This is a genomic window from Hahella sp. HN01 (assembly GCF_018986435.1).
Classification (GTDB): Bacteria; Pseudomonadota; Gammaproteobacteria; order Pseudomonadales; family Oleiphilaceae; genus Hahella.
In genome coordinates this window covers 61,248-80,967 of sequence record NZ_JAHMIN010000013.1, presented here as the reverse complement: position 1 = coordinate 80,967, position 19,720 = coordinate 61,248, and the positions used below count along the sequence as shown (strand labels likewise).

Annotated in this window: 18 protein-coding genes; 11 read left to right on the top strand and 7 right to left on the bottom strand. The window is 54.3% G+C overall.

The features are described 5' to 3' along the window. Positions 1–7 precede the first annotated feature (7 nt). Together KP814_RS14290 and KP814_RS14285 are read right to left on the bottom strand one after the other, a co-directional pair. Entirely contained in the window at positions 8–778 is a 771-nt protein-coding gene (locus tag KP814_RS14290; RefSeq protein ID WP_216737399.1) for an ABC transporter permease, read from the bottom strand. Continuing rightward, the gene (locus KP814_RS14285; protein ID WP_216737398.1) at positions 775–1,734 is read right to left on the bottom strand and encodes an ABC transporter ATP-binding protein; all 960 of its coding nucleotides are present in this window, start codon (positions 1,732–1,734) and stop codon (positions 775–777) included. Before KP814_RS14285 ends, KP814_RS14290 begins: the two co-directional genes overlap by 4 nt. Before the next feature lie 316 nt (positions 1,735–2,050). On the opposite strand from KP814_RS14285, the gene KP814_RS14280 reads away from it, so the two are divergent. Continuing rightward, positions 2,051–3,067, top strand: coding sequence for a hypothetical protein (locus tag KP814_RS14280; protein WP_216737397.1), 1,017 nt, complete (start codon positions 2,051–2,053; stop codon positions 3,065–3,067). A 21-nt stretch (positions 3,068–3,088) separates the two neighbouring features. Here the strand turns inward: KP814_RS14280 and KP814_RS14275 are convergent, their stop codons facing one another. Continuing rightward, positions 3,089–4,414: an HD-GYP domain-containing protein gene (locus tag KP814_RS14275; RefSeq protein WP_216737396.1), complete on the bottom strand. Its 1,326-nt coding sequence runs from the start codon at positions 4,412–4,414 to the stop codon at positions 3,089–3,091. 201 nt (positions 4,415–4,615) lie between these two features. Next, complete coding sequence (locus KP814_RS14270; protein WP_216737395.1) at positions 4,616–5,212, bottom strand: hypothetical protein; 597 nt, start codon at positions 5,210–5,212, stop codon at positions 4,616–4,618. Between KP814_RS14270 and KP814_RS14265 the strand changes: the two genes are divergently transcribed. From KP814_RS14265 to KP814_RS14255, 3 genes are all read left to right on the top strand, one after another. Beyond that, positions 5,211–5,348, top strand: coding sequence for a hypothetical protein (locus KP814_RS14265; RefSeq protein WP_216737394.1), 138 nt, complete (start codon positions 5,211–5,213; stop codon positions 5,346–5,348). The genes KP814_RS14270 and KP814_RS14265 overlap by 2 nt on opposite strands. A 227-nt stretch (positions 5,349–5,575) precedes the next feature. Continuing rightward, positions 5,576–6,598 carry a Fe(3+) ABC transporter substrate-binding protein gene (locus KP814_RS14260; protein WP_216737393.1) on the top strand — a complete coding sequence of 341 codons (1,023 nt, stop codon included), beginning with the start codon at positions 5,576–5,578 and terminating at the stop codon, positions 6,596–6,598. A 94-nt stretch (positions 6,599–6,692) separates the two neighbouring features. Then, positions 6,693–8,378, top strand: coding sequence for an iron ABC transporter permease (locus KP814_RS14255; RefSeq protein ID WP_216737392.1), 1,686 nt, complete (start codon positions 6,693–6,695; stop codon positions 8,376–8,378). Between the two features lie 67 nt (positions 8,379–8,445). On the opposite strand, the gene KP814_RS14250 is transcribed toward KP814_RS14255, so the two are convergent. After that, positions 8,446–10,119 (bottom strand): AMP-binding protein, encoded by a 1,674-nt coding sequence (locus KP814_RS14250; protein WP_216737391.1) that lies wholly within the window; start codon positions 10,117–10,119, stop codon positions 8,446–8,448. Positions 10,120–10,696: 577 nt separating this feature from the next. Here KP814_RS14250 and KP814_RS14245 point away from each other — a divergent pair. From KP814_RS14245 to KP814_RS14220, 6 genes are all read left to right on the top strand, one after another. Next, positions 10,697–11,092, top strand: a complete 396-nt coding sequence (locus KP814_RS14245) for a hypothetical protein (RefSeq protein ID WP_216737390.1) — start codon at positions 10,697–10,699, stop codon at positions 11,090–11,092. Between the two features lie 114 nt (positions 11,093–11,206). Then, entirely contained in the window at positions 11,207–12,172 is a 966-nt protein-coding gene (locus KP814_RS14240) for an ABC transporter substrate-binding protein (protein ID WP_216737389.1), read from the top strand. Positions 12,173–12,239: 67 nt separating this feature from the next. Then, positions 12,240–13,133, top strand: a complete 894-nt coding sequence (locus KP814_RS14235) for an ABC transporter permease (protein ID WP_216737388.1) — start codon at positions 12,240–12,242, stop codon at positions 13,131–13,133. 2 nt (positions 13,134–13,135) lie between these two features. Further along, positions 13,136–13,930 carry an ABC transporter ATP-binding protein gene (locus tag KP814_RS14230; RefSeq protein WP_216737387.1) on the top strand — a complete coding sequence of 265 codons (795 nt, stop codon included), beginning with the start codon at positions 13,136–13,138 and terminating at the stop codon, positions 13,928–13,930. Positions 13,931–14,120: 190 nt separating this feature from the next. Continuing rightward, complete coding sequence (locus KP814_RS14225; RefSeq protein ID WP_216737386.1) at positions 14,121–15,251, top strand: FIST signal transduction protein; 1,131 nt, start codon at positions 14,121–14,123, stop codon at positions 15,249–15,251. Between the two features lie 57 nt (positions 15,252–15,308). After that, positions 15,309–17,195, top strand: a complete 1,887-nt coding sequence (locus tag KP814_RS14220) for a bifunctional diguanylate cyclase/phosphodiesterase (RefSeq protein WP_253938375.1) — start codon at positions 15,309–15,311, stop codon at positions 17,193–17,195. Positions 17,196–17,256: 61 nt separating this feature from the next. Here KP814_RS14220 and KP814_RS14215 read toward each other — a convergent pair whose 3' ends face one another. Then, positions 17,257–18,249, bottom strand: coding sequence for a threonine/serine dehydratase (locus KP814_RS14215; protein WP_216737384.1), 993 nt, complete (start codon positions 18,247–18,249; stop codon positions 17,257–17,259). Positions 18,250–18,357: 108 nt separating this feature from the next. Between KP814_RS14215 and KP814_RS14210 the strand changes: the two genes are divergently transcribed. Further along, positions 18,358–19,203 (top strand): sulfurtransferase, encoded by an 846-nt coding sequence (locus KP814_RS14210; RefSeq protein ID WP_216737383.1) that lies wholly within the window; start codon positions 18,358–18,360, stop codon positions 19,201–19,203. Between the two features lie 60 nt (positions 19,204–19,263). Here the strand turns inward: KP814_RS14210 and KP814_RS14205 are convergent, their stop codons facing one another. Then, on the bottom strand, positions 19,264–19,644 hold the full coding sequence (locus tag KP814_RS14205) for a hypothetical protein (protein WP_216737382.1): 381 nt from the start codon (positions 19,642–19,644) through the stop codon (positions 19,264–19,266). Positions 19,645–19,720: the final 76 nt, after the last annotated feature.

Here is a 19,720-nt window from a genome sequence, read left to right as displayed (position 1 = left end):
AAACCGGTTAAGTGCGTATGCCAACGCCTTTGTTCAACAAGCGCATGCTAAAGCTGAACAACGCGACGATAAATAAGAGAATCATGCCGTAGGCCGCGCCCAGGTTGATATCGCTAACGCCCAGCAGGCCATAACGAAAGGCGTTGATCATATACAGAATAGGGTTGATCAATGACACATTCTGCCAGAACTCCGGCAGTAGCGTGATGGAGTAAAAGACTCCGCCCAAATAAGTCAGCGGCGTCAGAATAAAAGTCGGCACAATAGAGATGTCGTCAAACTTGTTAGCATAGACCGCATTGATAAAGCCGCCTAGAGAGAACAGCACCGCCGTCATGAACACCACGCTGACCACCACCGGCACGCTGTGAATCTGCAGGTCGGTAAAATACAGAGAGATCGCCGTCACAATCACGCCCACCGCCAGACCGCGAGCGACGCCGCCGCCAACGTATCCCAGCAGAATAACGTAGTTCGGTACAGGGGCCACCAGCAGTTCTTCGATGCTGTGTTGAAACTTCATACCGAAAAATGAAGACACCACGTTAGCATATGAGTTAGTGATGACCGACATCATGATCAGTCCGGGCACAATAAAATCCATGTAGGAATATCCGCCCATTTCTCCAATTCTCGGCCCGATAAGGTTGCCGAAAATCACGAAATACAACGTCATGGTGATCGCCGGCGGCAGCAATGTCTGCGACCAGATGCGGGTGAAGCGGCGCACCTCCTTGATCAGAATAGTCTGGAAGGCAATCATAATCGCGCTGTTCATGCCTGCGCCCCCTCTGCGTTCGCCGTACTGCCTGTCTCATTCTTATCCTCGTTGACCATGCGGATAAACAACTCTTCCAGGCGATTGGTTTTCGTACGCATGCTGCTCACTTTCACCCCTAACTGGTCCAACTGCTGGAACACTTCATTCAGGCTGCGCTGCTTGTCCACGTCCACTTCCAACATACCGTCGGCGGTAAGGCGGGAACCATAGCCTTCCAGACGCGGCGCTTCCTGCAGACGACAAGTGAGATCCAACACGAAGGTTTCCTGGTTGAGCTTATTCAACAGGTCGCGCTTATTGGTGTTTTCCAGAATCCGGCCGCGATCGATGATGGCGATGTTGCGGCACAAGGCTTCCGCCTCTTCCAGATAGTGAGTGGTCAGAATGATCGTGCGGCCTTCGTTGTTGACGTTGGTAAGGAAGGTCCACATGCTGCGGCGCAGTTCAATGTCCACGCCAGCGGTAGGTTCATCGAGAATAATCAGCCGTGGCTCATGCACCAGCGCGCGCGCAATCATCAGACGCCGTTTCATACCACCGGACAACATACGCGCCTGTTGATCCTTCTTATCCCAAAGCCCCAGCTCTCGCAGATATTTTTCCGCATTGTCCTTGGATGCTTTAGCGGGAATGCCGTAATACCCTGCCTGGGTGACGAGGATATCGAATACTTTTTCGAACTGATTAAAGTTGAATTCCTGAGGCACAACGCCCAGTTGCAGTTTTGCTTTGACCAGGTCCTTATCAAGATCATGACCAAAGATGGAGACGGAGCCGGATGTTTTGTTCACCAGTGACGATACGATGCCAAGAGTGGTGGACTTGCCTGCGCCGTTAGGGCCCAGCAGCGCAAAGAAGTCGCCCTCCTCCACATCCAGATTGATGCCCTTCAAGGCCTCAAAACCGTTACCGTATATTTTTCTTAAATCGCGAATAGCCAGTGCGGTAGTCATATTTCTTTCTGATTCCTGCGGCCAGTGAGAGAGCGTCAGGCATAAGGGGCGCGCCAGCGGCCTGATCTACGGGAAGACTGTATAGATTGCGTCGCCGCCCGTTTTTTTCAATGAAAAAGACGGAATTAATCGTCCATTTCCCTGAAAACTGCGATGGGCTTCCTTTTTAGCGCCCGCCCACTCTTTATAATCTGCGTCAATAAGCGCCTGAATTAAGCGCGCAGCAGCGACCACGCGCGTAACCTGTTGTTTGCAGACACAATAAACGGACGCTATTGGTCTGCAGAATAAATAATAAACAAAAAGGAAAGCAGCGATGATGAAACGGCCGTTAAGAGCCATGACCCTGACGTTCGCCGCCGTGCTGGCGGGTTGTGGCGGTGGAGGAGAATCCAGCGACGACAGAGCGACCGCCTATCTTGGTTCACCCGGCGTGGCGGGCCTTAACTACCGCACCGCAAGCCAATCCGGCGTTACCGGCGATTATGGCGAGTTCAGATACTACCCTGGTGAAACTGTCACCTTCTTCGTCGGTGACGTGGTGCTGGCGCAAGACATTCCCATCAAGCGATTCATGACTCCCATCGACTTTGACCCGACCTGGGAGCAAACCATCTATCCCGGCACAGAGGTCGGCGGTCTCAGCACTCATAAAGAGCAGGAAAAGCAGGTGCTCAACGCGGAGTCGAATATCGCCGTCAATACAGCGCGCTTCCTGGTTTCCATCGATTTTGACTCCGATACGGAAAACGGCATTCAGATTCGCGACTCCACGCGCGCAACGATTGAAAACTCCGTCAATGCCGCCGGCGTGGACTTTACTATCGATCCCGCTAACTTCGGAAACCTGGACGACCTCCCCGAAAGCCCGGAAAACCTCCTTGTGGCGGAGCTGTGTCTGCGTGAAGTCTGTTCCGACCTAACACCGCTGGAAACAGTCGCCGCCGCCTCAGTGGGCGTAAATTGGGTCAACGCGCTCGGCTCCAATATCTTTCTCAGGGAAGGCGGGCATATCTTTCTGGAAAGCGAGCACATTGAGGCCAATGCTGGCGACACGCGCACCTTCACCGTACAAATCCGGCTGATTGATATTTCCGTCGGGCTGGCGGACCTGGAAGTGAAAACGGTAGATGAATTGCCGGATTCCGACGGCGAAATTCCAGACCCGCCCCGCTCCGTCATCGCAATCGTTCCCGACCCAACGCCGGAAAGCAGGGAGTTCAGTTTTATGATTACGGGAGAATCGGGAGAGGAAACGGAAATTGTGGTGAATATGCGTCTGGAAGGAGACTATCGCTGGTATCAGAAGGTGATGCGGGTAACGCTGCTATAGCGTCAACCGCATCACGCCTCATCATCCCATGAAGTGACGCAGGCTCCAGCGGCTGTTGGCGCCGGTCACCTGAAAGCGAGAGGCGTCGATGCCATAGGCTCCGCTGGGTAGACTGTGGGTGATGTGAAGATAGCTGTCTTCATTGCCCTGTTTGATATTAAACGCCATCAAATCCACCACCTTGGCGGTTCGCAGCGGCGCTTTGTCTTCATCCAACAGCACCATCACGGTCGGCCATAATTTCCTTTCCATGTTGTGCTGAATGACCACGCCCACTTCGCGATTGCTCAATTCGACCGTGGCGCCGGTCGGGTAGATGCCGACGCACTGAATGAATTTTTCCACCAGGTCTTCCTGGAATTCAATATTGCGGGAATGGTATAGCGCCGTCACCGCTTGCAGCGAGGTCATCGCTTCCGCGCCGGCGCGCGGTTCCAGCATTTCCTGATAATGATCAACCAGCCCAGCTATCTTGGCCAGCAAAGGAATCTTGTCGCCAGTCACCCCTTGCGGGAAGCCTGAACCGTTGTGGCGCTCGCGATGATATTCCACCACACTGATCACTCTTGGCGAAATAGTGGGGTCCGATTTGAGGATCGCCACGCTCATGTCCACATAACCTTTGTAGCGCTGGTACTGGGCGGCGTCCAGGAATTTGGCGCTTTGCAATAGCTCTTGCGGCATTTTCGCCTTGCCTACCTGGCTCAACAACAGGCCAGTGGCTAAATCCTTGAGGTAACTTCTGGAAAGTCCGAGCTGACGACCAAACACCAATCCCCAAATGCTGGCGGCTACTGAGTGTGAGTAAGCGTATTCATCCCGTCTTCTGACACGGGACAACCACAGCATGGCGTCGGGGTTGCGAATAACGCTCTCCACCATCATGGCGGCGACTTCTTCAGTCTCAACAATATCCGGCGCCTGCCCTAAGCAAACATTGGCGAAAACGCGGTCCAGCGCCTGATTCACCCGATGCGTCAGCTTTTCCGCTTCTTTTACTTCATGCTTCAGCGTACTTTGGCGCTCGTATTTGGCGGGACGACGGATTTTAATAGGAGGAAGGGTCAGACGGTGCTCTTCAACGGATTTACCGGAAGACAATGAGCCCAATTTGAACAGCAGCTCTTCTTTGCCGCTGCTCTCCATTTTTTCATATTCAGTGCGGGTCAACGGCCGGTCGATATATACCGAACGACAAAAGGACTGCAATGCGCGAATATCATCCGCACTGCGAATATAAAAACCCTGAATAGGAAATGGAGTTTGATGCCATGGACGGTCTAAATCCGCAACAAACATCCCGATTTGTAATTCACTTACCGCTATTTGTGTCTTCTTGGCGGCCATAGATACAACCTCATAGAGCGTCTGCTCTAAGCTCCACTACGACATGATGACTATATTTCCCACAATAACGGAAAGAAGCCACTGCATTCGGTAGGCTTTCGGTTACAAAAAAATTAAGTTTTCTTACGCTTTGTACAAATATAGACAAGTTCTCACGGATTTTGCGGGAGGTGTCACACTTCTTCAGGCATCGCCGTGACATCAATCCGTTATGCAGACAGTTTCCGAAAGCGCTGGCGGCCTGTCTTCCGACCCGCCGGCTTCCGCCCGCTTGACCGACACTATATAAGGAACGGAAGAGGCTTTGATATAGTCCAGATTACCGGAGCCATCATCCGTTTTAACTATTGTTCGCGCCGGCCAACAAGAAACCTGCAATTGCATGACCCGCCCCAGGTCGGCGATCTGGCTTGCTCCGTTTTCATCTGTGATCGCCCCGCATAAGGTCGTCGAATTAACTAACGCCTTACCTTCTAACGACAGATCCTGTCCTGGCTCCCCACACCAGACCACGCCAGTCTCTTGATTCCCTCGACAGGCGTCGCCGCCCTGCCCTGGCTCCATGAACAGCAGCTCTCGATCACTGCATTGGGTGCGAAGCGTAACAGGAGTGACAGCGGTCACCTCTCCACTCACGCTCTCCGTCGTCCGCCAGGAAATGAGAAACTCCCGTTCCTCCCCTGCGGAATTCTCGGCGACGAAACGACCGTAATGAGAATATTCCGTGGCGCAGCCGCCAAGCGCGCTTAATACAGGAAGGAGCATCAGTATGCGCTCGGTATGGAGGCGAATGGTCATGATTTTCTCCAATGTGGTTCAGGCTGTTGTTATTTCGCCAGGTATTCTTGCTTCGCTTTCTTCTTCTAACTCTTCTTTATTTGCCTTGCTTCCAGGTCTCTCATCAGCTTTTTTAAGAGGGGATGAGTTGCTTTAGGTCAGGTCAACACTGTTTTCGTCAATGCGCCTTAGTGTCTTCACACCCAGTAATATAAGGACACAATCGTTGTTAAGCGCTTGTTCTTGCACGCAAAGCAGTTCGATTTTCCACACCTGCGAGGAGATTTCAAATAGCGGGTCCGATTTATGCGGGCTTGACACTGTTACAAAATTACTGAGAATTATTTTCATTATATTTACTTTTATTTGTTGGGAACTCTTTTCATGCAAAAAAAGACCGCCTCGGTTATCAAAGCCGCCCTCCTTTCCGCCTTCTGTTTGACGCCCCTTGCCGCCCAAGCTGCGGAGGAAGTCAACGTCTACTCCTACCGCCAGGAGTTTCTGATCCAGCCTTTACTTGATACGTTCACCAACCAAACCAACATCAAGGTCAATGTCGTATTCGCCAAAGAAGGCGTGGCGGAGAGACTGAAGCGCGAAGGCGCCAACAGCCCCGCGGACCTGGTGTTAAGCACAGACATAGGACAATTGCAGGAACTGACTGACGCCAAGGTGCTGCAGCCAGTAAAATCTGACGTTTTAAACGCCAACATTCCGGAACAATATCAAGCGCAGGACGACTCCTGGTTTGGTCTCACCGCCCGCGCCCGCGTTATTTACGCATCCAAAGAACGCACCGACGTAAAAAGCATTTCCTATGAAGACCTGGCCAAGCCAGAGTGGAAAGGCCGCATATGCACGCGCTCAGGCAAGCACCCGTATAACATTGGCCTGATCGCTTCCATGATCGCCCACCACGGCGAAGCCAAAGCGGAAGAGTGGCTGCGCAGCGTAAAAGAAAATCTGGCTCGCAAGCCCCAGGGCAATGACCGGGCGCAAGTCAAAGCGATTAAAGACGGCATTTGCGATGTTTCCCTAGGCAACAGTTATTACTACGGCTTGATGCTGACGGATGAGAATCAGATCGAATGGGCCCGCGCGGTCAATTTGATTTTCCCCAACCAGGAAAATCGTGGTTCTCATGTGAATATCAGCGGCGTTGGTTTGACCAAAAGCTCCCCCAACAAAGCAAACGCCATCAAGCTGATGGAGTTTTTAACTGAGAAACTGGCCCAGAAAATGTATTCCGAGCAGAACTATGAATACCCGGTCAAACCCGGCGTAGAACCTTCTGGCCTGGTGCTTTCCTGGGGTGAGTTCAAGCGTGATGAGCTACCTTTGTACAAAATCGGCGAACTGCGCGAGAAAGCCGTGAAGATGGTGGACAGAGTCGACTTCGACGGCTGATCGCACACAACGACCACCCAATAACAAGCCGAAGCCTGTGCGCTTCGGCTTTGGCGGTTATAAATTCGGGAACTGACGGTAAGGTCACCCATTAATGGAAGCAGTATCAGCCCCGGTTATACGGGAGCTTTCCAAACACGCGACGACGGGCTCTCCAGACGCCCGCCGCTGGCGTTTTTTCAGCGCGATTGTCGCCTTGATCGCCGTCATCCCTCTGCTCGCCGTCATTTATGTGGCGTTTTTCCCTACAGAGAATATTTGGCCACACCTGTGGAGCACAGTGCTGCCGCGCTATCTGGAAGCCACGTTCTTCCTGATGCTTGGTGTGGGCTTATTGGCCACTTTCTTTGGCGTGACCTCCGCTTGGCTGGTGGCGTTCTATCGTTTTCCCGGACGTAAACTGTTTTCCTGGGCGCTGCTACTTCCCTTTGCAGTGCCCGCCTATGTCATCGCCTACGTTTATACCGACTTACTGGAATACTCCGGTCCAGTACAGGCGCTGTTGCGAGACTGGTTCGGCTGGCGCACGCCGCGGGACTACTGGTTCCCTCAGATTCGCAGTCTGGGCGGCGCCATCATCATGTTCTCCCTGGTTCTGTATCCTTATATCTATCTGACCTGTCGGGCCGCCTTGATGGAGCAGTCAGACAGTTTATTGATGGCCAGCCGTTCTCTGGGCGCCGGTGCCTTGCGCACCTTTTATCGCATTGTGCTGCCGATTATTCGCCCTGCTCTCGCAGTAGGTCTGGCGCTGGTGCTGATGGAGACTCTCAACGACTTTGGCACCGTCAGCTTTTTCGCCGTCCAGACGTTAACAGCCGGGCTTTACGATACCTGGCTAAACCTTGGCAATGTGGGCGGAGCGGCGCAAATCGCCGCATTGATGGTGGGCATCGCCCTGGCCTTGCTCTATCTGGAGCGCGCCTCAAGGCACAAGTCCAAAAGTTATCAAAGCGGCGGCCGCACACGACCTCTGACGCCGACGCAACTCACCGGTAAGTCTGGGTTCATCGCCTCCGCATTCTGCTTCTTATTGGTATTTTTCGGCTTCCTGGTTCCTGCTTCCGTGCTTGGGTACTACTCCATCGAATATTTTGATGTCACCTGGAATTCGGAGTTCTTCCGTCTGGCGATGAACTCGTTGCAACTGGCGACTATCGCCGCTGCGCTCTTAGTCGTTGTCGGCGCTTTGCTGGCCTACTCCCAACGTATCGCTCCCAGCGCACTTAATAAATCCATGGCGCGCCTGGCCTCGGTCGGCTACGCCATGCCCGGCGCAGTGCTGGCCATCGGCGTCATTGTGCCTTTGGGCGCATTGGATAATGGCATCGACGGCGTCGCCCGCGACTATTTCAACACCAGCACGGGCCTGATATTCAGCGGCACCATCGCCGCCATCATTTACGCTTACTCCGCACGCTTTCTGGCGATCTCCCTCGGTTCCGCCGAAAGCGGACTGGGCCGCATCACTCCCTCTATGGATCAAGCCGCACGCACGTTGGGACACAGCTCTTTATCCATTCTCACCAAGGTGCATTTGCCTTTGCTCAGTCGCAGCATGCTGACGGCGGCGATTATCGTGTTTGTGGATGTGCTGAAGGAGCTGCCCGCCACACTGATTCTGCGCCCGTTCAACTTCGAGACACTGGCGACGTATCTGTATCAGTATGCGTCGGATGAACTGCTGGAACACAGCGCGCTGGCCGCCATGTTTATCGTAGCGACGGGGATTATTCCCGTCATTTTGCTGAATCGGGCCAGTACAGCGAAACAATATTGAAGTAAGGCGCTACGCCTAGTCGGGGGAGCGGCCAGGAGAGCAAACTCCCCTGGCGCCAGACGATCGCTTACTGCCAGATAACCGGAGCTTTAGCGCTATACCATTGCTCAAGATGCGGCTTGTAGGCCTCTTCGATGACATTTCGCTTCAGCTTCATCGTGGGCGTCAGGAAATTGTTTTCGATAGTCCACTGCTCAGACACTACCGCCAGGAACTGCAAACGCTCATGAGGATCAACAGTGGCGTTGATGTCCTGCAGCAGGTTTTGCAAGCTCTTCTCCAGAGTCTGGCGGAAATCCGGGTTCGTCCGCTTCGGATAGGCGTCGTCAGACAGCATGACCAGACAGTGAGGCTGCGGATAGTCGGAACCGGCCACGCAAACCATCTCAATCTGCGGATGACTGATGATGCGGTTTTCAAGCGGCGCGGGCGCCACATACTTGCCCTTGCTGGTCTTAAACAGTTCTTTTTTACGCCCAGTCAACTTGAGACGACCCAGCTCGTCCACTTCGCCGAGATCGCCTGTGCGCAAAAAACCGTCTTCGGTAAGCGCCTCCGTGGTTTTATCCGGCTCCTTGTAATACCCCATCATGGTGGCGGGACTTTTCACCAGGACTTCCCCGTCCGAACCCACGCGCACATCCACGCCAGGCAACGCCTCGCCGACAAAACCCACTTTGGTTCGTCCCGGTTTGGTCATATGGGAATAGGCGAAGTTTTCCGACATGCCGTAGCCTTCCAGCAACTCCAGCCCCAACCGGCGATACCAGCTGAGAATATCCTGGGACAGCGGCGCGGAGCCGCTGCCGGCGAATCTCACATACTCCAGCCCCAGACCTTTCAACACTTTCTTTCTGATCAGATGCGACACGCCAGGGATCTTCAACAGAAGATTCAGTTTTTCTTCCGGCATCTTGCTCAAAACCCCCGCCTGGAACTTGGTCCAGATGCGCGGCACCGCCAAAAATAAAGTAGGCTTGGCTGCTTTCAAGTCGCGCACGAAGGTGTCCAGGGACTCGGCGAAGAACACGTGAAAGCCCGTGTACAGAGCGCCCATTTCCACCACAAAGCGTTCAAACACATGTGACAGCGGCAGGTATGAGAGCATCCGCTCATGGGAACCGACATCCAGAAAGTTCACGACGCCATCCGCCGCGAACGCCAGGTTATTGAAGGACAACATCACGCCTTTAGGCATGCCCGTCGAGCCGGAGGTGTAGACAATAGTGGCCAGCTCTTCGTGATTCCGGGGCGGGCTCTCCTCCAGAGGATGCGTCTTGGCGACGATATCGTCCCAGGTGGGAAAGTCGTTCGGGGGACTCAATGGATAGGAAATACAGTGAATATCATCCGGTACGCCGGCTTTCATGGTGTCCCAGTCATCCAGTTTGCCGACGAACAGCACCTTGGCCTCGCTGTGCTCCAGAATCTGCCGAACGCTGTCCGCGCTCAATGTCGGATATAAAGGAACCGATACATAGCCCGCCATCCAGATGGCCAGATCGCTCATGATCCAGTGGGCGCAGTTTTTCGAGAGGATGGCCACCTTAGCGTCTTGCGGCAGACCCAGCGAGCGCAGGTACGCCGCCATGCGTCGCGCTTCCTGCGCAGTCCGTTGAAAGGTGTAATCAACTGAAAGGTTATCGCCCATCGGCTGCGTCATGAAAACATCTCCGGGACGGCTTTTTTCCCAGTGGTAAAGACGTTGCAATGGGGTGGGAATATGCGTGTGCAGCTCCATAGTGTGTCCTTGCCTTCTTTTATTAGTATTGTTGGTTATTTATAAGTTATTGATTATTAGACTTATTCATTGTACGGACAACTATCTTTGCGAACAGAGTATTCGTTGCGGATAGCGTCTTGGCTCTTCCGGCCCTTAATTCGATCAGCCGCAGTATGTGGCGGGTCCCTGACCAGAGTTAGTGTATCCCCTGCCTGCTTGTGAATCCGGGCTTGATTCGCAAAATATCCTAGTCCGATTGACGCAGCAAGCGCTGACTTTGCCCTCTCCAGCTTTTGAAAACTCTGTAATACTTGTCCGCAAACGCCGTGAATCGTGGACCTGCCCCGCCAAGCGGCTATAATAACCCGCCAATACTGCATATATTGACATGTGCTCGTCGGAAGCGTGCGAGGCCGTTCCAATCACACCGCCACAGCCCCGGGTCGCCAGTCCTTTGTCGCAATATGGACAGCAGACTGACCACCGGACGCCGACAGTGAAAAGAAGGTTGAAGCGCGCGTTTCCTGAGGAGAATCCATTAAGAAGATAGGTCGAAGGCGTCCATCGCCAGGATCTTTACAACAGGAAAATAATAATGTCTTCTTACCGCTGCCGAAAATGCAAAAATGGAATTCTTATTGCCGCCGTGCAAGGGCACAACGAGACGGAGCTTACAGAAACATATGAGTGCGACGCCTGCGGACATGTCGCAGTGATACCGTCGCGAATGATTATCTGCAGTCAGATGGTGACAAGCTTTATCGGCGGCCTGATTACCGCCTACCTGTTCATAGAACAGCTGTCGATATTCGTCACCGTCGTGCAATTTAATATAGAACGGAATCTCACCCAGAATATTGTGTTGCTGGTCGTCTCTCTGCTGTTTCTGGCGGGCTTCGGCTACACCCTCTATACGGGCATGCAGGGACTGGCGAAAAGGAAGTTTTATCTCAAAGCGCCGCAACGAGATAAACGGGTCCGCGCGTCATAGCGAGGGTTGACGCGGATTTCCGGTTTTAGAAAACTCCCCTGCCGACTATAATCCGGCTCCCGGCGCACAGGAGTCAGGCGGGCAAAAACCATAACTCATAAAGAGAGATCGTGTATGTCGAAGAAATTGTTGGTGGGCTTGTTGTCCTTGTTACCCTTCATGAGTCCGGCGGCTCTGGCTGCTGACGAGAAATTCGTTGCCATCACCCAGATTGTTGAGCACCCCGCTTTGGACGCCTGTCGTAAGGGCGTACAGGACGAACTCGCCGAGAGAGGTTTCAAAGTAGGCGAAAACCTGAAGTGGATGTACGAAAGCGCTCAGGGCAACCCGACTACCGCCAACCAGATCGCCAAGAAATTCGCGGGTGAAGAGCCTGACGTAATCGTCGCCATCGCCACGCCTTCCGCGATCACCGCCGCAGCGGCCGCACGCAACACGCCAGTCGTTTTCTCCGCCGTCACCGATCCTCTGGGAGCAAAACTGGTCAAGACTCTGGAAAAGCCTGGCGGCAAAGTCACTGGCACCATGGACATGCTGCCCATCGACAAGCACCTGCAACTGGTTAAGCGCATCGTTCCTGATGTGAAAACCATTGGCACGATCTACAACCCCGGCGAAGCCAACTCCGTCTCGCTGGTGGAAAGACTGAAAGCAGAAAGCGCAAGCGCTGGCCTGGTGCTGCGTGAAGCCGCCGTCACCAAGAGTTCAGAGATTCTGAACGCCGCGCGCTCACTGGTAGGAAAAGTCGACGCTATCTACCTGCTGACTGACAACACTGTCATTTCCGGCGTAGAAGCAGTCATCAAAGTCGGCGAGCAGAACAAGCTGCCGGTCATCGCCGCCGACACAGACACCGTCACCCGCGGCGCCATCGCCGCCTATGGTTTCAACTATTATGACGTAGGCAGACAAACCGGCGGTATCGTAGCGGATATTCTTGAAGGCAAAGCCCCTGGCGATATCGACGTACAAGGCGTTGAAAAGCTGGAGCTTTACCTGAACCCCGGCGCCGCTGAGCGCATGGGCGTCAAACTGGATTCCAAATTGTCTGAAGAAGCCAAGGAAATCGTAGGCGGCTGATCCCGCTCTCTCCAGGGCCTCAAGGAGAGGCCCTCTCCCATCATTGCAGTTGTTCCCGGAGGTACTTTTGTCCCAAATCGCTTTTCTTGGCGCTATTGAAGTCGGCCTTGTATTCGCCCTCGTCGCCTTCGGCGTGTTTCTGTCTTTCCGCATCCTGGACTTCCCCGACCTCACCGTCGACGGCAGCTTCCCTTTAGGCGGAGCGGTGTGCGCCACCCTGATTACGTTCGGCTGGAATCCCTGGCTGGCCACGCTTGCGGCGATTACTGCAGGCGCAATGGCGGGCGGCGTCACCGCCTGGTTGAACGTAAGGCTCAAGATTCTGCATTTGTTGGCCTCCATACTGACCATGATGGCGTTGTACTCCATTAATTTGCGCATCATGGGCAAGCCCAATGTGGCGTTGTTGGGCGAGCCTACCGTCCTCAGCGTATTTGATACCCTGGGCGTTAAGTATTACTACGCCGCCCCTATCGGCTTTGCTGTCGTGGTCATCGCCGTCGCCGGTTTTCTGTTGTTCTTCCTGAAGTCGGAACTGGGTCTGGCCATGCGCGCGGCAGGCGCCAATCCACATATGGCGAAGGCGCAAGGGATCAATACCGGTTTCATGATTATGGTGGGCATGGCGCTGTCCAACGGGTTGGTGGCGCTGGCTGGGGCGTTGTTCGCGCAATCCACCGGCAACGCGGACATCACCATGGGCGTCGGCGTTATCCTGGTCGGTTTGGCGTCGGTCATTGGCGGCGAAGCGCTCTTAACGCCTCGCACTATATTGCTGGCGCTGCTGGGCTGCATTCTTGGCTCCATACTTTATCGTCTGGCCGTGGCGACCGCCCTTAACACCGACTTTCTGGGTCTGCAGGCGCAGGACCTCAACCTGATCACCGCCGCGCTGGTGGCCATGGCGATTGTTCTGCCTACCGCCAAACGCGCTGTATTCAAACCTGCAGGGAGGCCTTAAGCATGATCCAGGTTTCCGATCTTCACGTCTGCTTTGGCCGCGGCACGCCGCTGGAAGTCTACGCGCTGCGGGGCGTCGACCTGACCATCCCGCAAGGGCAGTTCGTCACCGTTATCGGCAGCAACGGCGCAGGCAAAAGCACCCTGCTCAACGCCATCGCCGGTGAAATACAGCCGGAGTCCGGCAAAATCGTCATTGGCCATCAGGACGTCACCCAGGCGCCCACTCACAAACGCGCCAAAAATGTCGCCCGTGTATTCCAGGACCCCAAGCGGGGCACTTGTGAAACTCTCACCCTGGAAGAAAATCTGGCGTTGGCTTTGGCGCGGGGCAAACGTCGCGGTTTGCGCCCAGCGATCAAGTCTGTCGACAACAAGCGCTTCAAAGAGCTGGTCGCCCGCCTGGGGCTGGGTCTGGAAGATCGTTTGGGCGATCAGATCGGCCTGCTGTCCGGCGGACAGCGTCAGGCGATGAGTCTGTTGATGGCCACTCTGCAGCCCATTGAGATTCTGTTGCTGGACGAACACACTGCCGCTCTCGACCCCAAGACCGCCGCCTTCGTTCTGGAGCTGACGGCGGAAATCGTCGAGCGGGAAAAATTAACGGTTCTGATGGTGACTCACAGCATGCAGCAGGCGCTGGACTACGGCGACCGCACGCTGATGCTGCACGAAGGCAAAATTATCTTTGATATTGAAGGCGAACAGCGTCAGTCCACCACCATCCCGGACCTGCTGAAACTGTTTGAGACTAAAAGCGGGCAAGGGTTGGCCGACGACTCACTGCTTCTGGGCTAGCTTCCAGCGCAATCTTAACGGCCACCCTATTCAGGCCGTTAACCCGGCGCGGCGGGAAAAACTTTGTAAATTACATTGAGCAATCCTCGCCGCGTTATCTATAGTTAGGATATAAAGCATAAACACCTGTCAAAACAGGCAACGGGCGATCGATCATCATTTACGGGTCATTTGCGCGGTAGTCCTTTAAATGCAAATTCAACAATTCATCCGGAAAAACGGTCAGTGGATGACGCCCCTCCCCGACCAACCGGATCATGACACGGTTTTGCTGCTTTGCTTCGGTCGACAGTCCCTCCTGTTTTCCGATGGCGTCGACTCTTCATTACGTGAAAGTTTCCCCGAGGCCCGATTAGTCGGTTGCTCCACCGCTGGAGAAATCATGGGAACCAAAGTGCTGGAGAATACCCTGACCGTTACAGCGCTCAGCTTCTCCCGCGCAACCATCGCCGTCGTTTCCAGCCCAGTTCAAGACGATTCAGATAGCCGCTCTGTCGGCCGCAACGTTGCGCAACAGTTACCGCCGGAAGGGCTGCGCCATGTGCTATTGCTGTCGGACGGTTTGAAGGTCAACGGTTCCGAACTGGTGCAAGGCGCGCAGGAAGCCCTGCCTCATAGAGTTAAAATTACAGGCGGACTCGCAGGCGACTATCAGGATTTCACTGATACGTCCGTCTGGGTCGACGCGCCAACGCATGAAGGGCTGGTGGCGGCGATCGGCTTTTATGGCGACTCGTTGCGCATCGGTTACGGCTCCATGGGGGGCTGGGACGCCTTCGGCCCTGACTGGCGCATCAGCAAATCCGAGCGCAACATACTGTTTGAATTGGATAAACATAGTGCGCTTTCTCTTTATAAAGATTATCTGGGCGATTACGCTAATGGGCTACCAGCTACCGCACTGCTGTTTCCCCTACTGGTCAAGCTCGCCGATAATCACTATGTTGTGAGAACGATTCTCGGCATCAATGAGTCGGAGCAATCCATGACCTTCGCTGGCGATATGCCTCAAGGCGCCGCCGCCCGATTTATGAAGGCCAATTTCGAACGACTCGTTGAGGGCGCCGCCTCAGCTGCGGAGCAAAGTCGCTTTTCCGGCGGACGGCAACCGCAACTGGCGTTACTGGTCAGCTGCGTCGGCCGCAAAATGGTGCTGAAACAGCGTACGGAAGAAGAAGTGGAAAGCGTTCGCGAGGTGCTCGGCGCCGACACCGCCATAAGCGGTTTCTATTCTTATGGCGAAATCAGTCCGGTAATCAATGGGGTTGGCTGCTCCCTGCATAACCAGACAATGACGATTACAACAATCAGCGAAGACTAAGAATGCAACATCAACCAAGCTTAATGACTCCCTATGCATAGGCTGTTAGAGCGTCAGTTGAAAAAACTTTTACCCGCCGATCTGCCACCGGAGCGGCTGCGCGCGCTTCTGGACGCAATTGACGCGGCTTACCTTCAGGCTGATGAAGAACGCAGCATGCTCGAGCGCGCCCTGGAGTTGTCTTCGCAAGAACTCACCAAACGCAATCAGGAACTGAAGCAGCAATTACAGGAGATCTCCACCACCAAACAGGAGCTGGAGAACTCGGTTTCCCTGCTTAACGCCACCCTCAACTCCACCTGTGACGGCATCATTGTGTTCGATCAGGACAATCGCGTGATCGCCTGCAATAACGTGTTTCTGAAAATGTTCGACATGCAGCAGGAAGTGGCGGAAAACATCAACAAACACCATATCCGTCCCTATTTGCGGGAAAAAGTGAAGAACCTGGATGAGCTGACCCGTCTCTGGGAGTTCAATAAACGCTTCAACCAGCGCTCCAGTTACTGTTTGCTGGAAATGAAAGACGGCCGTTTCATCGACTGCTACACCAACCCGCGCATTCATGAGGGCAAAGTGCTCGGTCGGGTGTGGAGTCTGAGCGATATTACCGAACTCAAGCGCAGCGAACAGCAGGCGCTGTTTCACTCCTATCACGACAGCCTGACCGGCCTGCCCAACCGCACCTTGTTCCACGAACGCCTCACTCATGCGATTGAGCGACGCGGCGGTCAGCAGCGGGATCTGGCGGTCATGTTTCTGGATCTCGACGGCTTCAAGGACATCAACGACTCCACTGGCTTGGAAACCGGCGACCAGTTGCTCCAAATGGCCGCACAGCGCATCAAGGAGACCCTGCCGCCAGAGACGACGGTCGCCCGCTACGGCGGCGACGAGTTCATCGTCCTGCTGGAAAACATCAAGACATCCTTTGAGGCGACCCTGATATCCGAACGCCTGCGTACCGCCATTGACCGTCCTTTTACGGTCGGCGAGCAGACTTTCCATCTCACCTGCTCAATCGGCATCGCCCTCTATCCGACCGACAGTCGCGACGCCGACGCATTGATCCGAAAAGCGGACATGGCTATGAATCACGCCAAGAGCCGTGGCCGCAACAACTGCCAGTTCTTCGCTGACGAATTCGAAATACTCACCTCCCATCGCTTGAGGATTCGCAACAATCTCAAATCGGCGCTGGAAAAGAATGAGTTCGATTTGCTGTACCAGCCGAAAATCGCTCTGCACAGCAACATGATTATCGGCGTTGAAGCATTGATACGCTGGCGTCGTCCCAGCGGCGAAGTAGTTTCTCCGGCGGAGTTTATTCCCGCGGCGGAGGAAAACGGTCTGATCATCGATATCGGCAACTGGGTCACCGAGGAAGCCTGCAAACAATTGCAGCGTTGGGGACGGGAAAATCACCATGACTTCTCGGTCGCCATCAATATCTCCCCGTTCCACTTTCAGCACGCGGATATCCTGAGCACCATCACTCAGGCTTTGCGACGTTATTCCGTGCGGCCCGAACTGCTGGAAATTGAGCTGACGGAAAGCGCCTTGATGGAGGACATCGAACACACCATCGCAATACTGGGAGAGCTGCGCAAGCTGGGCATCAGTTGTTCTGTGGATGATTTCGGCGCCGGTTATTCCTCTTTGAATTACCTCAAGCGGCTGCCGGTGGACACTCTGAAAATCGACAAGATGTTCATCGACGACATCACCAAATCACAACGTGATCTGGCGCTGGTCGACACCATGATCAACCTCGCCCACCATTTAGATATGCTGGTCGTGGCGGAAGGCGTAGAAACAGAAGAGACTGTCCATCTGCTTAAGGAGAAACACTGCGACTTGGCCCAAGGCTACTATTTCAGCCGTCCGGTCAGCGGCAAGATGATCAGTGAAATGCTGACCACCCGTTTGCAGGATCGCGCCTGACCGCCGCCACTCATTTAGGCTCCGTCTCTACATTCCCACTCTTTGACAGATCCGCTCTCTGTTAGAGTTCTTCAGGTCTGCCGCTGCGAAATGCGGATAAGGTGTAGGCCTCCTCCAGTTCATCCGCCGTCGCCACGCCGCTGCTCATGAACAGCACGACTGTCTTACTGCGAAGCTTCTGCCTGAGCAGGTAGGCCGCCATGATGGGCGCGCCACCCGCCGCATCCACCATTTGCCGGGTGTGGTGCGCCGCCAGCGCCACGCCCTCGTACAACCTGTGTTCCGGCAGTAAAACAAAATCCGTTAGCGCTTCCGTATACAGGCTGAATGGCGTTTCAAAGGCTTTACTCATACCCAGCTCTTGTGAAAACGTACGGCTCTCCTGACGTTGCAGTGCGCCGGTTTTCCATGACAAGTAAGCGGCCGGCGCCAACTCAGCCTGCACGCCAATGACTTTTAACTTGGGATTAAGGACGCTCGACGCCGCCAGAGTGGAAGCAATACATCCGCCCATCCCCACGGAACCAATCGCCACATCCGCTTCAGGCAGTTCTTCGATCACCTCCAGAGCGGCGGTGGCGCAGCCATGAATAAACTGCATTTCGTTAGCGGGATGCACAAAGTAGTAATCGCCATTTTCCTCCATACGACGCGCAATGCGTAACGACTCAGGAAAGTCGATTCCATTCGCGCGAACTTCCGCCCCTTGGTCCTGTATCGTTTGAATCAAAGACAGCGGGCTTTTTTCCGGAACAACCACCAGCGCGCTCATGTTGAACAAGCGGGCGGCGTACGCCAGCGCCAATCCCGAAGCCCCATTGGCGGCGGTGACGATGCGGGTGACGCCATTGCGCCGCAATTCCCACGCAAGATTGACCGCGCCGCGTATTTTTTGGCTGGCGGTGGGGTTATGATTCTCGTGTTTGATGTAGATATCCGCGCCTATCAGTCTGGAGAGGCTCTCATAGCGTAGCAATTGAGTAGGCTTGAGATTACGCGAAACCGTTTGACGGGCTTTGAATATGTCGCGAATATCAACGACTTGGTCCTTCATAAGTCAGTCTCAGGCAATGTGGGCGACGGCTAGCATATACGCAGGCGCGTTCAGGCACTGTGACTGCATTCAAAGTAAAGAAATGTAACAAGGAGCAAAAGGACATCCATGCTAATTTCTCCAGCATCCCTGCATTCGCATTTGGGCGACGCCAAATATCGCATAATCGATTGCCGCTTCGCGCTCAACGACCCGGAATACGGACGCCTCGCTTATCAGCAGGATCACATTCCAGGGGCCGTATACGCCGACCTGAACAAGGACTTATCTGCGCCGGTGATTCCAGGTAAAACAGGTCGCCACCCTTTGCCGGAGGTCCACCAGTTTCTGGGCTGGTTACAGCAGTCGGGAATCACCTCGGAAGATATCGTCGTCGCCTACGACGACGGCCCAGGCGCCTACGCATCTCGCTTGTGGTGGTTGTTAAAATGGCTCGGTCACGCAGACGTCCGCATTCTGGACGGAGGCCTGAAAGCCTGGCGCGCAGCAGGTTATGACATGTCCACTGAGCCAGCGACGCCCAGGCAGGTTAACGCTTACGAGGCGACGCCCGACGAGCGCCTGCTGGTGACAGCGGAGGAGTTGCACAGCAAGCTGAACGACGCGTCGGTCAATATTCTGGACGCCCGCGCCGCACCGCGATTCGCAGGTGAGATGGAGCCGATAGATCCCGTCGCCGGACACATCCCCAACGCGATCTGCGCGCCCTTTGAAGAAAACCTGACCGCCGAAGGCGTATTCAAACCGGAAGAAGAATTACGCCGTCGCTTCGCCAACTATTACGCTCACGGCAAAGCCTGGGAAGTCATTTGCTACTGTGGCTCCGGCGTCACCGCCTGCCACAACATCTTCTCCGCCCACCTGGCGGGCTACCCCATGCCCAAACTCTACCCCGGCTCCTGGAGCGAGTGGATCACCGATCCCAACCACCCCATTGCCGTTGGTAACGAATAGCCTTCAGATATATAACATCTCACTGGCGTCATTGCCTTACAATGACGCCCTTGTGGCCCTTCACTTAATAATGAATTGAAACCAGTTATACCGCTGCGCCCAGATTAAATCTCTTATGGCGAAATAAAGGTCGACGTCCTGCAATACAATAGGCGGCTGACTGTACTTGGGTTCAACTTCCTGAGTGACATAGCGCCCATCCAGAAACCGTTTCAGCGTCTTATTTGTATTAATTGGATCGCTTACTTCCGTAATAGTCAGTGTGTTGCGTCTATTTTTTCCCTGCGCCGCAAGCGTTATTCCTTGAATGAAGACCCATATATGCTCTTGCATGCCAACATAGGAGCCAAAGGTTACAATGTCATGGTCGCCCTTTATGACAAGATAGCCGGTGCAGCCTATCCAACATATAGGAAAGTAAAATGTCGAAGGTCTTTCCAATACCTTTTCTCTTGGGTAAGCCTCCGTGTTGCAGGTTCCAGATTAAGAAACTGAAAAGTGATTGCTTCCGCATGTA

Coding starts and splice junctions, on each gene's coding strand:
- KP814_RS14290 (WP_216737399.1), bottom strand. CDS start 778: ATGAACAGCGCGATTATGATTGCCTTCCAGACTATTCTGATCAAGGAG.
- KP814_RS14285 (WP_216737398.1), bottom strand. CDS start 1,734: ATGACTACCGCACTGGCTATTCGCGATTTAAGAAAAATATACGGTAAC.
- KP814_RS14280 (WP_216737397.1), top strand. CDS start 2,051: ATGATGAAACGGCCGTTAAGAGCCATGACCCTGACGTTCGCCGCCGTG.
- KP814_RS14275 (WP_216737396.1), bottom strand. CDS start 4,414: ATGGCCGCCAAGAAGACACAAATAGCGGTAAGTGAATTACAAATCGGG.
- KP814_RS14265 (WP_216737394.1), top strand. CDS start 5,211: ATGATTTTCTCCAATGTGGTTCAGGCTGTTGTTATTTCGCCAGGTATT.
- KP814_RS14270 (WP_216737395.1), bottom strand. CDS start 5,212: ATGACCATTCGCCTCCATACCGAGCGCATACTGATGCTCCTTCCTGTA.
- KP814_RS14260 (WP_216737393.1), top strand. CDS start 5,576: ATGCAAAAAAAGACCGCCTCGGTTATCAAAGCCGCCCTCCTTTCCGCC.
- KP814_RS14255 (WP_216737392.1), top strand. CDS start 6,693: ATGGAAGCAGTATCAGCCCCGGTTATACGGGAGCTTTCCAAACACGCG.
- KP814_RS14250 (WP_216737391.1), bottom strand. CDS start 10,119: ATGGAGCTGCACACGCATATTCCCACCCCATTGCAACGTCTTTACCAC.
- KP814_RS14245 (WP_216737390.1), top strand. CDS start 10,697: ATGTCTTCTTACCGCTGCCGAAAATGCAAAAATGGAATTCTTATTGCC.
- KP814_RS14240 (WP_216737389.1), top strand. CDS start 11,207: ATGTCGAAGAAATTGTTGGTGGGCTTGTTGTCCTTGTTACCCTTCATG.
- KP814_RS14230 (WP_216737387.1), top strand. CDS start 13,136: ATGATCCAGGTTTCCGATCTTCACGTCTGCTTTGGCCGCGGCACGCCG.
- KP814_RS14225 (WP_216737386.1), top strand. CDS start 14,121: ATGCAAATTCAACAATTCATCCGGAAAAACGGTCAGTGGATGACGCCC.
- KP814_RS14215 (WP_216737384.1), bottom strand. CDS start 18,249: ATGAAGGACCAAGTCGTTGATATTCGCGACATATTCAAAGCCCGTCAA.
- KP814_RS14210 (WP_216737383.1), top strand. CDS start 18,358: ATGCTAATTTCTCCAGCATCCCTGCATTCGCATTTGGGCGACGCCAAA.